Annotated in this window: 13 protein-coding genes and 2 pseudogenes; 12 read left to right on the top strand and 3 right to left on the bottom strand. The window is 62.3% G+C overall.

Annotated features, from left to right (window positions below):
• The first annotated feature begins 637 nt into the window (after window positions 1–637).
• The 5 genes and pseudogenes from NKH21_RS19540 to NKH21_RS19520 form a co-directional block, all read left to right on the top strand.
• Window positions 638–1,636: a LacI family DNA-binding transcriptional regulator gene (locus NKH21_RS19540; RefSeq protein ID WP_352866980.1), complete on the top strand. Its 999-nt coding sequence runs from the start codon at window positions 638–640 to the stop codon at window positions 1,634–1,636.
• The gene (locus NKH21_RS19535) at window positions 1,633–3,150 is read left to right on the top strand and encodes a sugar ABC transporter ATP-binding protein (RefSeq protein WP_352665737.1); all 1,518 of its coding nucleotides are present in this window, start codon (window positions 1,633–1,635) and stop codon (window positions 3,148–3,150) included. The genes NKH21_RS19540 and NKH21_RS19535 overlap by 4 nt, the downstream gene beginning before the upstream one ends.
• Complete coding sequence (locus tag NKH21_RS19530) at window positions 3,150–4,199, top strand: ABC transporter permease (RefSeq protein WP_352665735.1); 1,050 nt, start codon at window positions 3,150–3,152, stop codon at window positions 4,197–4,199. Before NKH21_RS19535 ends, NKH21_RS19530 begins: the two co-directional genes overlap by 1 nt.
• A gap of 78 nt (window positions 4,200–4,277) precedes the next feature.
• On the top strand, window positions 4,278–5,267 hold the full coding sequence (locus NKH21_RS19525) for a substrate-binding domain-containing protein (RefSeq protein WP_352665734.1): 990 nt from the start codon (window positions 4,278–4,280) through the stop codon (window positions 5,265–5,267).
• An 82-nt stretch (window positions 5,268–5,349) separates the two neighbouring features.
• A pseudogene (locus tag NKH21_RS19520) lies at window positions 5,350–5,615 on the top strand (RES domain-containing protein); the annotation flags it as partial.
• Between the two features lie 120 nt (window positions 5,616–5,735).
• On the opposite strand, the pseudogene NKH21_RS19515 reads toward NKH21_RS19520, so the two are convergent.
• Window positions 5,736–5,900 (bottom strand): annotated as a pseudogene (locus NKH21_RS19515) (integrase); the annotation flags it as partial.
• Between the two features lie 274 nt (window positions 5,901–6,174).
• On the opposite strand from NKH21_RS19515, the gene NKH21_RS19510 reads away from it, so the two are divergent.
• The 4 genes from NKH21_RS19510 to NKH21_RS19495 all read left to right on the top strand — a co-directional run bounded on the left by NKH21_RS19510 (window position 6,175) and on the right by NKH21_RS19495 (window position 10,001).
• On the top strand, window positions 6,175–6,984 hold the full coding sequence (locus NKH21_RS19510; RefSeq protein WP_352665733.1) for a class I SAM-dependent methyltransferase: 810 nt from the start codon (window positions 6,175–6,177) through the stop codon (window positions 6,982–6,984).
• Window positions 6,985–7,486: 502 nt separating this feature from the next.
• Complete coding sequence (locus NKH21_RS19505; RefSeq protein WP_352665732.1) at window positions 7,487–8,209, top strand: SDR family NAD(P)-dependent oxidoreductase; 723 nt, start codon at window positions 7,487–7,489, stop codon at window positions 8,207–8,209.
• Window positions 8,206–9,336 carry an S-adenosylmethionine:tRNA ribosyltransferase-isomerase gene (locus NKH21_RS19500; RefSeq protein WP_352665731.1) on the top strand — a complete coding sequence of 377 codons (1,131 nt, stop codon included), beginning with the start codon at window positions 8,206–8,208 and terminating at the stop codon, window positions 9,334–9,336. Before NKH21_RS19505 ends, NKH21_RS19500 begins: the two co-directional genes overlap by 4 nt.
• 266 nt (window positions 9,337–9,602) lie before the next feature.
• Window positions 9,603–10,001: a type II toxin-antitoxin system VapC family toxin gene (locus NKH21_RS19495; protein ID WP_352665730.1), complete on the top strand. Its 399-nt coding sequence runs from the start codon at window positions 9,603–9,605 to the stop codon at window positions 9,999–10,001.
• A gap of 75 nt (window positions 10,002–10,076) precedes the next feature.
• Here NKH21_RS19495 and NKH21_RS19490 read toward each other — a convergent pair whose 3' ends face one another.
• Window positions 10,077–10,868 (bottom strand): class I SAM-dependent methyltransferase, encoded by a 792-nt coding sequence (locus tag NKH21_RS19490; RefSeq protein WP_352665729.1) that lies wholly within the window; start codon window positions 10,866–10,868, stop codon window positions 10,077–10,079.
• A gap of 140 nt (window positions 10,869–11,008) precedes the next feature.
• Here NKH21_RS19490 and NKH21_RS19485 point away from each other — a divergent pair, with 140 nt between their 5' ends.
• Genes NKH21_RS19485 through NKH21_RS19475 form a run of 3 tightly spaced genes read left to right on the top strand, consistent with a single transcriptional unit; the run spans window position 11,009 to window position 14,020 of the window.
• A complete protein-coding gene (locus NKH21_RS19485; RefSeq protein ID WP_352665807.1) occupies window positions 11,009–12,118 on the top strand; it encodes an ABC transporter substrate-binding protein in 1,110 nt (369 codons plus the stop codon).
• On the top strand, window positions 12,108–13,187 hold the full coding sequence (locus NKH21_RS19480) for a FecCD family ABC transporter permease (protein ID WP_352665728.1): 1,080 nt from the start codon (window positions 12,108–12,110) through the stop codon (window positions 13,185–13,187). The genes NKH21_RS19485 and NKH21_RS19480 overlap by 11 nt, the downstream gene beginning before the upstream one ends.
• Window positions 13,181–14,020: an ABC transporter ATP-binding protein gene (locus NKH21_RS19475; RefSeq protein ID WP_352665727.1), complete on the top strand. Its 840-nt coding sequence runs from the start codon at window positions 13,181–13,183 to the stop codon at window positions 14,018–14,020. Before NKH21_RS19480 ends, NKH21_RS19475 begins: the two co-directional genes overlap by 7 nt.
• A gap of 87 nt (window positions 14,021–14,107) precedes the next feature.
• Here the strand turns inward: NKH21_RS19475 and NKH21_RS19470 are convergent, their stop codons facing one another.
• Window positions 14,108–14,986, bottom strand: a complete 879-nt coding sequence (locus tag NKH21_RS19470) for a GNAT family N-acetyltransferase (RefSeq protein ID WP_352665725.1) — start codon at window positions 14,984–14,986, stop codon at window positions 14,108–14,110.
• Between the last annotated feature and the right edge of the window lie 97 nt (window positions 14,987–15,083).

Here is a 15,083-nt window from a genome sequence, read left to right as displayed (position 1 = left end):
TCTTTTGGGTCTATTAGCATAACACGATAAAAGGCCGGGACCCAGCGACAAACTTCGAAGCTCAGGAAGGAGGGACGAAATACTCGGCGGCCGTTCGAAGCGTCACTGGCTTGTAAACCATCTCCGCCCAACGTTACCACCCCATCGCCAACCCACAGCTTCGACGACTTCAGCCACTGGGGTGCTGCAAGCATGGCGACCACGGGCATGGCGCCGAACGGGCGCCTCATGCGTCAACCAGGTTCCTCCCACCTAAGATTGTGACAATGAGGTCTTATTCAACGCTGTTGGCTATCGCCGAAGACCAGCGAATGAAGAGCCCGGTGTCGAGGCCAAGCCAGATCATTGCGGCGCCTAGCCCCACAGCTGGGCCAGAATACAGAATTCTATTCCAGGCGTTGCGCTGACAGCGCTACAATTGGCCATTTTCGAGAGGTTAGAAACGGCCCCTCATCATTGCGCCATTTGACAATCACCTAGAACTGCCGCTGATCTCGTTTTTCGGCATATTGAGCATCGAAACGATTGCGCAAACGTTTCGATTGCGATATCGTTTCGCTCAATCCGCCAATCAGAACAAGAGCGGACGGAAACGCAGTTAGGGAGGAGCGCTTGCGAGCACCCCATTTGAGCCGCCATGCCGACAATGGCTGAAGTGGCGCGCCGCGCGGGCGTGTCGGTTTCGACCGTGTCGCATGTAGTCAACCGTACCCGTTTTGTATCGCCCGAGAAGGCGAAGCTCATCAACGACGTGATTGCCTCGATGGGCTATCAGCCCAATGAGCTGGCGCGGTCTCTCAAAGCCTCGACGACCAACAGCGTCGGCCTGGCAATCTCGGCAATTTCCAATCCCTATTTCACCGACATCATCTGCGCAGTGGAGGCCGAGTGCGCGCGTCTCGGTCTTATGGTTTTCCTGTCCGACACCCAGGACGACCCGGATCGCGAACTTTCGGTGGTCCGTGCTTTCCATCAGCGGCGGGTCGACGGCGTCATTCTGGCGCCATCGGGCGCGCCGCAGCGGGCGATCGACTATCTTGCCGAGAAGAAGTTGCCCTGCGTCTTGATCGACCGCTTGGCCGACGAGCGCTTCGACCAGATCGGCGTCGAAAACCATTCGGCAATGCGAGCCCTTATCGATCACGTCGCCTCCTTCGGCCACAAGCGGATCGGCTTCGTCGCTGGCCAGCCGGGCTTGGCGACGACCCGTGAACGCGTCGAGGCGTTCCGGTCGGCCCTGGCCGCCAACGGACTTGACTGCCTGCCGGACTATTTGTCGGTCGGGAACGTCGACACCGCGTCCGCGACAGCATCTACCCGCGTCATACTGTCTTTGCCGTCGCCACCCACGGCCTTGGTCACCGGCAACAACATGACGACGATCGGGGCAGTCCGCGCGATCCGCGAAATGGGCCTGGCGATACCGGGCGATCTTTCGCTTGCCGGCTTCGACGACTTCGAATGGGCCGATTGTTTCGAGCCGCGGCTGACGCTGGTGGCGCAGCCTTGCGCCGAGATCGGCCGGCAGGCGGCCGCTTTGCTCAGCGCTCGCATCGCATCCTCCGCGACGGAGCCGCGCACCGTCCGACTCCAGGCCACGCTTCATGCCCGCCAATCCTGTGCGAGGCCGACATGAACGCGCCGCTGCTTTCGGTCACCGGCGCGGTCAAGCGCTTCGGTGGTGTCCAGGCTCTGCGCGGCGTCGATTTCGACCTCAGGGCCGGTGAAATCCACGCCCTTCTCGGTGAGAACGGGGCCGGCAAATCGACGTTGATGAACCTGCTGTCGGGCGTCTACGCGGCGGACGAAGGCACGATTGAGATCGACGGCAAGCCAGTGCGCTTCAGCAATCCACGCGAAGCGCAGGGCGCCGGCATAGCCACTATCTTCCAGGAGCTCGATCTCGTACCGACGCTCGATGTGGCGTCGAACCTCTTCCTAGGCCGCGAGTTAATGCGCCCGGGCGGCTTGCTCGATGTGGCCGCGATGCGCCGTGAGGCCCGCAGACGGCTGGAAGCGATCGAACTCGCCATTGACCCGGCACGACTGGTCGCCGATCTCTCGATCGGCCAGCGCCAGGTGGTGGCGATCGTCAAGGCGCTGTCCTACGCATCGCGCGTACTGATCATGGACGAGCCGACGGCGGCCCTGACGGTGGGTGAGGTCGAAAGGCTGTTCGACATCATGCGCAAGCTCGCCGCCAGCGGCATCGGCATCGTCTATATCTCGCATCGGCTGGAGGAAGTGCCCGAGATTGCAGACCGGGTAACGGTGATGCGCGACGGGCGCGTCGCCGGCGTCACCGAGCCGCACGCGCCGCAAGCCGAGTTGGTGCGGCTGCTGGTGGGGCGTCCGCTCGACGAGCTTTATCCCCAGCGCGCTAAAGCGGTCGGCCGGGCACTGCTCAGCTTGCGCGATGCAAGCTTCCGGCTGGTGCGCGACAGTGCCGGCTGGCAGGCCCCGACAGGGCTTTCGCTCGATGTGCATGAAGGGGAGATCGTCGGACTGGCCGGCATCATGGGGGCAGGGCGGACCGAACTTCTCAGCGCGCTTTATGGCACCGGCCTCTCCGGCCACTGGGAGGGCGATGTCGCCCTCGATGGCCGTCAGGTGAAGCTCAATTCAATCAGGGCGGCGCGAGCGGCCGGCATCGCCTTCGTCACGGACGACCGTCGCGGCAGCGGACTAATGCTGAGGATGGCGGTCGGCCTCAACCTGGTCATGTCGGTGATCCGCCGCCTCTCGCCGGCCGGACTGATGTCGCCGGGCCGGCAGGCGGAGGCGGTGAAACAATCCTTCGGTCAGTTCGACATCCGGCCAAAGAACCCCGACATCGCCGTCGGCGCGCTTTCAGGTGGCAACCAGCAGAAGGTGGTACTGGCCAAGGAAATCTTAGGCAATCCGCGTCTTCTGCTGCTCGACGAGCCGACGCGCGGCGTCGATGTCGGTGCCAAAGGCGAGATCTATGCGCGGCTGAGGCAACTGGCCGCTCAAGGGTTGGGCATTCTGGTCGCCTCCAGCGAAATGCCTGAGCTGATCGGCCTATGCGATCGCATCGTAGTACTGCGCCAGGGGCGCAACGTAGCGGAATTCATCGGCGGCGTCGACGAGCACACGGTGCTGGCCGCAGCAAACGGCAAGGAGACCTGATGTCTGACGAGACGACTTCGGCTGCAGGCGTGCCGTTGGCGGCAGCACCGGTGCATCGCGATCCGCTCGCTTTGGTCGTGCGCTTCCAGAGCTTGATCGGCCTGGTGCTGGTCGCGATGGGCGGCGTCATCTTCTCGCCGAGGCGCCATGGCGAGATCCTGTTCCTTGCGCCCGACAACATGGCCAACATAGTGCGTGCGGTGTCTGAAACAGGCATCATTGCCATCGGCATGACCTTCGTCATCATCACCGCCGGCATCGACCTTTCAGTGGGCGCCGTGCTCGGTCTCTCCAGCGTGGTTACCGCAACGATGATGATCTCCGGCGGCTTCGGGCTTATCCCGACCGTCCTTGCTGTGCTGGCAATGGGCACCGTCTTCGGCATGATCCAGGGCATGATTTCCAGCCGCTTTCGCCTCGAGCCGTTCATTGTCACGCTCGCCGGCCTGCAGGCGGCGCGGGGGCTCGCGCTGGTCGTATCGGGCAACCAGTACATCAACATTTCCTATGGCGATGGTCCCGGCCTGGCGCCACCTGTTTTCGCGGTGCTGGGCGAGCGTCTGTTCAACAACACCGTGCCGGTGGCGACCATTGTCTTCATCGTCTTCGCCGCCATTGCCACCTTGGTATTGAACACCACGCGCTTCGGCCGCTATGTCTTTGCCGTCGGCGGCAACGAGCGGGCCGCGCGCATTTCCGGCGTGCCGGTCTCGATGGTCAAGATCTCGGTTTACGCTATCACCGGCTTTGCCGCCGCCCTTGCCGGCATCGTGCACGCCGGTCAATTCAACTTCGGCAGCGCCAATGACGGTATGGGCTATGAGCTCACCGCAATCGCGGCCGTGGTCATCGGCGGCACCAGCCTGTTCGGCGGCGCCGGCTCGATGGTCGGCACCGTCGCCGGCACCATCATGCTCGGCGCGCTCGCCAACATCCTTCAGCTTAACAACATTACCCCCGCCATGCAGCTGCTCGCGACGGCCGCGATCATCGTCCTGGCGGCCGTGCTTCAATCTCTCGTGCGCCGCCGCGAGGGTTTGGGCAGATAGCAGGCAGACGGCGGGCAGATGGAAGGCGTTAGAAACCAAGGTGTGGCCGCAGCGGCCCTAAAAAGGAGGAGAGAGAGCATGAGAACCACAGAACGAGGATCGTGGCGTGCCTGGCGGCTTGGACTGCTCGCCGGCACGTGCCTGTGCATGGCGGGCACCGCAGAGGCCGCTGACCCAATGGTCAAGGCCTGCGCCAAGGACGGCCAGTTCATCATCGGCTTTTCGCAGGCAAACAACGCCGAGCCCTACCGCCAGCATGTCAATGACGAACTGAGCGCGGCGGTCAAGGAAGTGTCGCAGTTCACGCTGCAGATCGCCGATGGCGCCGGCAACGTCAACACGCAGACATCGCAGGTCGACAACTTCATCACTCAAAAAGTCGATCTGCTCTTGATCTCGCCCTTCGAGGCAGCGCCCCTGACCCCGGCGGTGAAGCGCGCCATGGATGCCGGCATTCCCGTGATCGAGCTCGACCGCAAGACGGTAGGCGACCCAGGTAAAGACTACACCGCCTTCATCGGCGGCGACAATTACAAGATCGCGCTCGAAGCGGGCAAGTACACCGCAAAGACGCTGCTCCCCGAAGGGGGCGAGGCAGCGGTGCTTGAAGGCCTGCCAAGTTCGACGCCGGCAGTGGAGCGGCTCAACGGATTCAAGGATGGTGTGAAGGAAAATGGCAAGATCCAGGTGGTGGCCGAGCAGGCCGCCGACTGGGTGCCCGACAAAGCTCAGACCGCTTTTTCTGCCATGCTGCAAGCGCACCCCGACATCAAGGTGCTCTACGCCTCGAACGACATGATGGCAGCCGGCGCGCTGCTTGCAGCCAAGGGCGCGGGCAAGCAGGTCAAGATTATCGGCACCGACGGCCTGCCGGGCCCGGCCGGCGGCATCGAGGCCGTGGCCAAGGGCGACTGGGCGGCAACCTTCACCTACCCGACCGGCGCCAAGGAGGCGATCGAGATGTCGAAGAAGATTCTGCTTGATTGTGCTTCGTCGGTTGAGCCGACGGTGACGGTGGCTACGACCGCGATTACGCCAGAGAATGCCAAGCAGATGATGGGGAAATGAGTTCAGGGCAAAATTAATAGGACAAGGCCCCGCGCGGGGCCTTGTTGCGTATTGGGAGACGCCACGCGGGCACGCACCGTGCAGGGGAGAATCTTCTGTCACGCTTGCGGACATGGGCAGCGCGTGGGCCACGGCTCTCAGCGACGGAGAGAGACCTGCATCCTGGCCCATATATGACCGAATGCGGCCTGAAGGCATCGCTGGAATTCTGGTGCCGAGTTTTGCTCCGGGCGCGGAGACGGAAGACCGCAATCTGGTGCTACGGGACTGGGCCCCGATCTTCCGCACAAAGTGAACGTGTTCGATCCGAGCGGTCGGCTGCCGAAAGACCAACTGTCCTGGCGATGAAACAGGCCCGGAGGCTCCGGGGCTGTCCGAATGACAGAAAATCAGTCTGCTGGCCCTCAGGATGAAAGCGTTCGCGTGAACCTGAGCGGCGGAACGACGGCAGAGGAGGGGGGTGCCTCCTTAGAGGCCGGAGGCTCTGGTCACGTTGATGCGGAAGCGATGTCTGCGGCGCCGATGGAGGCGGGCAATCTCGGAGGAGGTATGGCAGAACTGTTTTTGCACATAGCGTTCGTCGACCTCGGCCGACGAGGCGAGGCCAGCACGCAGCGACTGGCCGGCGAATTTGACATGCGGGCCATTGTCGAGAAGCAGCGGACAAGACGCAGTAATGACGATGATCGAATTTTCTCTTCAAAGGCTGGGTTGTCGAACAGGACAATGGGACTGGCAGCCCGCCAGCGCGAGTTCCTGCTGGCGGCTGTCCGAGCGTCAGCGAGGGCCCGGCTCCCACGCCCTGCATTGCCAGCGACCGATCGGGAGACCTGCTGCTCCGCAGACTCGACTTCATATAAGCTGGCACTAATTATTGCCCCTTGGGTGAAAAAACCTTGGAGGCGACATGCTGAAACCATCAGGGAAGAACAATGCTCGGGGAAGCCGACTTCTATCTCTTTTTCGCAGCTATGGTGATCGTATCACGGTGCGGCGAGTCACACGCAAACTTCGTTCATACCGAGATTGGCTCAGAGCCTTTGCCCTGACGGTCCTCCCGACGAGCAAGGCTCATCACTGCAATGCCTGCGATCGCGATATAGCGGCTTTTTACCGTTTCGGAGCGTACACTCTTGTCTGCCCGCTTTGTCATGCGGTGGATCGCGAGCGGTTTTTGATTTGTGCTCTAGACCGTAGGCTTATCAAGTTGCCGGCGGGGCAGCTTCAAATTCTCCAGATTGCGCCTAGCGAGAAAGGTCTTTCAAAGAGACTCTCTCAAGCAGGCAACCTAATCAAAGGCGATTTCGAGCCGGGACGGTACGGGCCGGATACCGTGAAAATTGACCTGATGGACATGCGACGCACCAGCGATCTCGATATCGTCGTATTAAGTCATGTCATGGAACACGTGCCTGATGATCGGCATGTGTTTCGGCAACTTTGGTCATCTCTTAAGCCCCGAGGGCAGGTCTGGATCCAGGTACCGCTTATTTATCGCCAAACGATCGAAGCGACGCCATCTATGTCACTGAGGGAGCGCGACGAGCGCTTTGGTGGATCGGATCACGTGCGAGCCTACGGACCGGATATCAAGGAGCGTATCGAGGACGCCGGCTTTGCTGTCACCCGAATAAATTCAGATCGTATACCCGCCGCGGATCGCGAACGGCTTGGGCTTCTCTCCGATACTCTCTTTGTCGCAGAACGGCCCGAGTAACCCAATTTGGAATGAAAGCATTGTTGCAGCGCCGGGATCGGCTGAATTCAGCGCGAAGGCAGCTCGGTCGAAGAAGTGCGGCCCGGCCACGTGGGTTAGAACGCTCCCGGCGTCTCGCGCATGGCCATGGCCTTCTTGCGTCTGTAATCGGCGGGGTTTGCGATGCTAAACCGGTCGATCACACACAGCCGCAACCCGATAGCGCTTTCACGGCGATGCGCCTCCTTCACTGGTCCGATAATCACGGCGCACTCGGGGCCAATCGCCTGATCGACAGCCCATACGCGGCGCTAAGACGATAAGGCAATCCGACTCGGCACCGATCACGGCTGCACCTGCTCCTGTGCCGGCCCGCTCAAATGCGATCAGCCCGCTGGCCGACAAGGCGAACCTGCGCTGCGATACGTGAATCTGGTTGGCATCGATCCACGGAATGAATGCTTGACCTCAAGTTAACTTGAGCTTGTACCATTCGGCCATACGGTTTGAAGGAGCATCGGCAATGCTGACCAACATCGATCTTCAGGGACTTCGTGTAGCAGTCACGGGAGGCACCTCCGGCCTAGGACTGGCGCTTGTGCGGCAGCTTGCCAAAGACGGAGCCTCGGTCGCCTTCGTTGCACGCACTGCCGCGGACGTCGAACGCATCGCTGACGAGACGGGCGCACATGGCATTGTCGGCGACGTCGGCAAAAAGGACGACATCTACCCGATCGCGTTGCAGGCCACAGCGAGCCTGGGCGGGCTCGACGTTCTGATCAACAATGCCTCGAGCCTCGGGCCCGTTCCACTGGCGCTCCTTGCCGATACCGAGTGCGAGGAGCTGGAAAAAGCGCTCGCGGTCAACCTCGTCGGCGCGTTCCGGCTGACGAAAGCACTGTTCGGTGCACTTGCCGCGTCCGCGCGCGAGGGCCGTGGCGCGCTGGTGGTCAACATCTCCAGCGACGCGGCGGTGAACGCCTATCCCGGCTGGGGTGCGTATGGCGCGAGCAAGGCCGCTCTTGCTCACCTGACCGCGATTTGGGACGAGGAGGGGAAGGCCGACGGCATCCGGCTCCTCGCGCTAGACCCTGGCGATATGGACACCCCACTGCACGCGCTGGCGCTTCCTGACGCCGATCCGTCGACATTGAAGCGTCCCGACTTGGCTGCTGCCGAGATCATCGAACAGATGCTCGACACGTTGCCGGCCGGCGCAACACTTCTCGCCGAGGCACGTGGATGATTGCCGCCGACCGTCCGGATCGGCGCGCCGCCCGGCTGCTCGTTGTCGAGGCGGACGGGGCGACGCGCGACCTGCCGCGCACTGAACTCGCGACACTGTTCGATGGCGGCGATCTGGTCGTAGCCAATGACGCCGCGACCTTGCCTGCCAGCTTCCACGGCACGCATATTCGAAGCGACGAGGCGATCGAGATCCGCCTGGCAGGCTGGCTGACATTTCCCGACCCAACCGACTTCCTGGCGATTGCCTTCGGCGCGGGCGATCACCGCACGCGCACCGAAAATCGGCTGTCTCCGCCCCCGCTGTCACCAGGCGATCGCCTCCGGCTCGGTCGGCTTGAAGCCGTTATAGAGCGCCTTCTCGACCATCCTCGCCTTCTCGAGTTGCGCTTCCCAGGCAACCGCGCAGCGGTGCTTGCAGGACTGGCGCAGCACGGCCGGCCGATCCAATATGCTCATGTTCGCGAACCGTTGGCACTTTGGAATGTTTGGACGAAGATTGCCGCCGGGCCGGTGGCGTTCGAGGCGCCATCGGCAGGCTTCGCACTCGACTGGCGCACGCTCCAGGCCTGGCGTCGGCGCGACGTGGGCTTCGCAACACTCACGCATGCCGCGGGCGTGTCTTCCACCGGGGACCCCGCGCTCGACTTGCGCCTCCCTTTCGACGAGCCGTACCGCATCCCCGGACGCACGACGGCGCAGGTCGCGCGGGCGAAGCTCCGCGGAAGCCGCATCATCGCAATCGGCACGAGCGTGGTGCGCGCGCTTGAGGCAGCTGCCAACCCCGACGGCAATGTGCGTGCCGGAAATGGCGTTGCGAGGGGGCGCATCGCGCTGGGCACGCCACTTCGCGTAGTCGATGCGATTCTAACAGGCGTCCACCAGCCCGGCGAAAGCCATTTCGAGCTCCTGCGCGCCTTTGCCGACGATGCTCTGCTCGCCAAGGCTTCCGCATCCTTCGCCGAGCACCGATATCGCACGCATGAATTCGGCGATTCCATGCTGCTCAGTCGCCCAACGGTTAGATCGATCGCGCGAACAGAAGCGACTGAAGTGAAAGGAAGCCTCAACTCTAGGCGATCCGATGATCTTGGTTTCCAGGGCTTTCGAAAACGACGTTTTGATTAAGTAATTCATCTAAAACAACTATTTTGACACTGGTAACTTCGACTCTAGGGTCCGGAGTTCGAATTTCGTCGCCGGGAGGTCACGCGCGAGCTGCGACATCCACTCGACGTTGGGAAGTCAACAAATTTTGCCGAACGACGGTGGCGAGAGCGAATCTACGTGCCTGACGGCTTCCTCAGAGGCAAGACGAACCGCCGGGTGCTCAGCATCGAGGAGATCAACGAGGCGATAGCGGAGGCGGGCGCCGCGGCCGGATCGGGCAAGGAATGAGGATTACGGCCGACACCAATGTGCTGCTGCGCGCCTATGTCGCCGACGATGAGAGGCAGGCGGCCATTGCCGTCGACCTGCTGGCCAAAGCGGACATCGTGGCCGTGAGCTTGCAGGCCTTGTGCGAATTCGTTTGGGTTCTGGCCCGGCAATACCAGACAGAGCCCGAAAATATTGCCGCGGCGATCCGGGCGTTGCTGAACACCGCGAATGTTGTCGTCAACCGGCCGGCCGTTGAGGCAGGGCTGTCAGTCCTCGATGCCGGCGGCGATTTCGCGGACGGCGTGCTCGCTTTTGACGGCGGCTGGCTTGGCGGGGAGACTTTCGTCTCGTTTGACCGGAAGGCCGTCAAACTGCTTTCGGCGCAGGGACAATCCGTACAGCTTCTTTTCTAAGTCTCTCCGCGGTGGTCTTTCACCCTGAGCTGTCGTGTCTGGGCTGTTGCGAGCAAATCGTTAGAAATTCCCCAACTACGAGGCCGACTTGGTCGCGCAGATCGCGTAGCGATGCTGCGTCGAGCGTTCCAGCGCCCTGAGGAAGTTTATGTGCCGTGCCTGCGCGCGATGAATCGCGCCGAACCGGGTGTCGACCACAGGTATCTCGAAGCCAGCCTCCACGAGAAGCGCGCAGACCTCGTCCGCTTTGGCGCCGTGCGAAAAGTGCAGCCGCGACAGGATGCTGCGATGGCGGTCCGCCATCGCCTGATCCAGTCCGTGGACCGGCCCGCCTGTCAGGCCAATGGCCCTTTCCAGGACTTGTCGCAGATGGGTTACCCAGGTCCCACTGACGAAATCACCATCAATGATCAGCAGCCGTCCGCCAGGCTTGAGCAGCGAGAACCATTCGGCGAATGCCGCTCGCGGATCCACCAACGTCCAGATGAGATGACGGGTGACGAGGACGTCGTAGCTTTCTCCTTTTTCAAGGGTGCGCTCGGCGTCGCCGATCAGAAACCGGATGCCGGTTTCGCTCTGCGTCGCCTTTGCACGCGCGCGGGCAAGCATGGCCTCTGACCAATCGAGCCCGGTCACGGCATAACCCAGGTCGTGCATGAGATGGGATACGACGCCGGTGCCGCAAGCGAGGTCGAGCGCGCGACGCCCATCCCCAGGCCCCAAGTGCTTGAGCATCAGCCTGTGCCAGGCCAGGCGTTCCCGCTGTGAGAAGATTTCATGCCCCACCGAAAGGTCGAATGTTCCGGCGCGCGCCGACCAATAGTCGCGTATCTCGTCCCGCAGCGAATAATTGGGCTCGCCCGCCATTCCAGACCCCTTCTCGTCGCACCAGTCTGGAATGGCTCTAAAAGATATTTCTTGAGACTGAAGTCATCTTTTAAGCCACCTCTGGTTAATCCACTTCAAGAGAGGGCGCGATGAATTTCGGAAGGATCCGAGCAGGGACGATGGCGGCAGCTATCGCCGCCCTGTCGATGACGCTGGCCGCCAGGGCCGAAATGGTTGCAGTGACTGACATCACGGGCCGCCAGGTCGAGGTGAACGTCCCGGTTGAGAAGGTAATCCTGGGTGAGGGCCGGCAGGTCTATCTCGTCGCGGCACTCGACACCGAGGATCCGTTCAAGCGCATCGCTGGCTGGCGCGAGGATTTCAGCCAGGCGGATCCGGACAATTACGCCGCCTATCTGGAAAAATTCCCCAGGATGGGGGAGATCCCGACTTTTGGCGGCTTCAAGGACGGTACTTTCGACGTCGAGCAGGCCGTCTCGCTCAGGCCCGACGTCATCCTGATGAATATCGAATCGAAGCAGGCTACGGAAGACGGCAAGTATATCGAGAAGCTCGCCGCCGCCGGCATTCCGTTGGTCTATGTCGATTTCCGCGAGCGCCCCTTCACCAACACCGAACCCAGCATGCGCCTGTTTGGCAAGCTGTTCGGCAAGGAGGAGCGCGCTGAGGAATTCATCACCTGGCGCGCCGCCGAGATCGCGCTCGTTACCGACGTCATCGAGCGGGCCAAGCCGGAACGGCCCAAGGTCTTCATCGAACGCGCCGGCGGCTATTCCGACGACTGCTGCATGAGCTTCGGCGACGACAATTTCGGCAAATTCGTCGAGATGGCAGGCGGCGACAACATCGCCAAGGGCATCATCCCCGGCACGTTCGGCACACTCAATCCCGAACAGATCATCGCATCCGACCCGGATCAGATCATCGTCACCGGCGGATGGTGGGACGCCTATGTGCCGGGCGGTGCCTGGGTCGGCGTCGGGCCCGGCCGTGATCAGGCAGAGGCGCTGCGCAAGCTGAAGGCGCTGACCGAGCGGCCGGCGCTGACCGGCGTGAAGGCCGTCGAGGATGGCGCGGTGCATGCCATCTGGCATCAGTTCTACAACAGCCCCTATCAGTTCGTGGCTATCCAGCAGATGGCCAAGTGGCTGCATCCGGATCTCTTCGCCGATCTCGATCCCGAGGCGACCTTCAGAGAGTTGCACGAGAAATTCTTGCCCGTAGCATACCGGCCCGGCCACTGGGTTTCGCTGACCGATGTCGATTGAATCGACGGCCGTCAGCACCGCGCTCGACAGCACCGATGGACGAGGGCGTTACCGCGCTCTCGTCTGGCGGCGGCAGTTGATCCTTGCCGGCCTCGGCGCTGCCCTGCTCTTCAGCCTGTGCGTCGACCTTGCGGTCGGTCCCGCCCGCTACGGACTTGGCGAGGTCATGCGGGCGCTTGTGTTTCCCGACACGGTGCCGCAGCAGGTGCGCGTGGTGCTCTGGGACATCCGCATGCCGGTCGCCCTGATGGCCATTGTCGTCGGGGCAGCGCTCGCCGTGGCCGGCGCGCAGTTGCAGACCATCCTCAACAACCCGCTGGCGAGCCCCTTCACGCCCGGCATATCCGCCGCCGCGAGCTTCGGCGCCGCGCTTGCACTTGCCTTCGGGGTGAGGCTTGTCCCCGCCGCAGTCGAATATGTGGTGCCGATCAACGCCTTCGTGATGGCGATGCTGGGGCCCTTGCTCATTCACGTACTAAGCGTAAAGCGCGGCGTCAGCGCGGAGACCATCGTGCTGCTCGGCATCGCTCTGGTTTTCACCTTCAACGCGCTGCTGGCGCTGGTCCAGTTTTTCGCCTCGGCGGAAGCGCTGGCGGCGGTCGTCTTCTGGACAATGGGCAGCCTCAGCAAGGCCACCTGGCCGAAGCTTGCAGTCACCACATTCATTCTCCTGGCAGTCTTACCCATTTTCGCCCGGCGCGTTTGGGCGCTGACGGCGTTGAGGCTCGGTGAGGACAAGGCGGCCAGCTTCGGCGTCAAGGTCGGTCGCCTGCGGCTCGAGACGCTCATTCTGGTGAGCCTCCTCGCCGCCATTCCCGTCGCCTTCGTCGGCACCATAGGTTTTATCGGTCTGGTAGGTCCGCACATCGCGCGCATGGTCATCGGCGAGGACCAACGCTTCTTCCTGCCCGCCTCGGCCCTTGCGGGCGCGCTCATCCTGTCGGCCAGCTCGGTCGTCAGTAAGTCGCTTATCCCGGGGACGGTCTTCCCGATCGGCATCGTCAGCTCGCTGATCGGCATCCCGTTCTTCATCTCGCTCATCCTGTCCAGCACGAGGCGCTCATGGTGACGATCCGGCTCGAGGCGCTCGGCGCGCGCTACGGCACGAGCCTGCGGCTTCGCGATGTGACGACGAATGCGTTCGAGGGCGGAGACATCGTGGCCGTGATCGGTCCGAATGCCGCCGGGAAGTCGACGCTCTTCAGGCGCATTGCCGGCCTCCTGGACGGACCGGGAGCAATGCATGTCGAGGGGGCCATTCGCGGGAAGAGCGGCATCTGCTACATGCCACAGGAAACGTCCGCCAACGCGGTGCTCACCGTCTACGAGTCAGTGTTGCTCGCCCGTAAGCAGGGTATGGGCTGCTCGGTGGGCGATGATGATTTGGCTCGCATTGACGAGACGCTGGCGGCGCTCGGCATCGCCGACATCGCTTTCCGCAACATTGGCGAGCTTTCCGGCGGCCAGCGGCAACTCGCCAGCCTGGCACAAACGCTGGTGCGCGAGCCGGAGATCCTGCTGATGGACGAACCGACATCAGCACTCGATCTGTCGCGGCAGGTGGAAGTGCTTGGCCTCATGCGGGGACTTGCTCAGGCGCGAGGCATGGTCGTGCTGATCGCCCTGCACGACCTCAATCACGCCCTTCGCTTCAGCGATCAGACAATGGTCATCGCGGACGGCCGGCTGGTCGCATGCGGGTCATCGCCAGACGTCATCACATCCGATCTGCTGCGCGACATCTATCACCTCAACGCCCGCATCGAGCCGTGCTCGCGCGGCATCGGCCATGTCATCGTGGATGGCGTGGCGGATGGGCGTCGGACGGTCATTATGTCGGCAGCGGAAACTGAATCCTGGATTAGGAGCAGATTCGAAGCGGCAGCCGTTCCGGCCGCGTGACGGCAACCGCATCATGCCGGTTGATCGACGCGCGCACTGATCACCTGATCCTCTGACTGCTGGTTGAAGGCGACAGCGTGCTTGCATTCAGCTCAAGGCGTGGCCGGCCAATCCATAGACCCAAGGCTCATTGTCTTCCCGGTTCAGGAAGCGGCGCCCTTTGGACATTGTCGTAACGGTCTCGGCAATGCCGAGACCGCACTGCTGGAGAAACGCGGCAAACACACCATCCTTCTCGCGGGTGTCGACGCGGGTGAATCGTCCTGCCAGTTCCTTCAGATGCACGGCTGTGAGGTGGACCGCGTCGAGATCGTTGCGCGCGACCATGGGGCCGATCACATGGCCACGTCCGAACTCGCGACACATGGAATAGCCGACGATCTCGCCGCCGCGGCTCAAAGTGCAGATTGAGGCATCCGCTGCGAGCAACGCGAGCAGCCTCTCGCGGTTTGTCCCAAACGCGGGCGTATCCTGCGCCGTGATCTCCTTCAGACTGTCGCTCGATAGCGCCTGCAATTGACCGTCCAGAGCCGGCATTGTTGGGAGCGTCTGTGGGACCTCCCCCTGGTGCATGTATACGATCGCCTCGGTCGTGAAGCCGAGTGAGACATAAAGAGGATAGGCAGCGTGGGTAGCATTGAGTGCCAAGTTGCGATCGCCGCACTGCTCGAGCACCAAGTCCATGAGCCATCGGCCGCCTCCTTGCGCTTGCGTGCGGGGCGTTGTGATCACTACGCCGATGGTGGCGAAATCGTCTCCGTGGGGAAACCACATCGCGCTGCCGAAAACGCGTCCAATACCATCAACGGCAACAATGCCGCGTCCGGCACGGCGCAGAAAGTCCCAATCCTTCGGCCGGTGAGGCCAGCGGACTGAGATCGACAGCGCGTGCAGTAGCTTGACGTCGACATCATCAATGTCCCGCGCGACCAGTTCGAAGGATTTCAGGCGTACTGATCTCTGCATCTCAATCGATCCGCTCCTTCAACGAATGCGCAAGGCACGCGGTGTTGATCCTGTCATCGATCGCCATGTCGCGACATACCCCTTTTGCCGCAGCATT

This window comes from Mesorhizobium sp. M1329, assembly GCF_040318035.1.
Classification (GTDB): Bacteria; Pseudomonadota; Alphaproteobacteria; order Rhizobiales; family Rhizobiaceae; genus Mesorhizobium.
The sequence above is the reverse complement of the archived record's forward strand: the minus strand, read 5'-3'. Positions and strand labels throughout refer to the sequence as shown.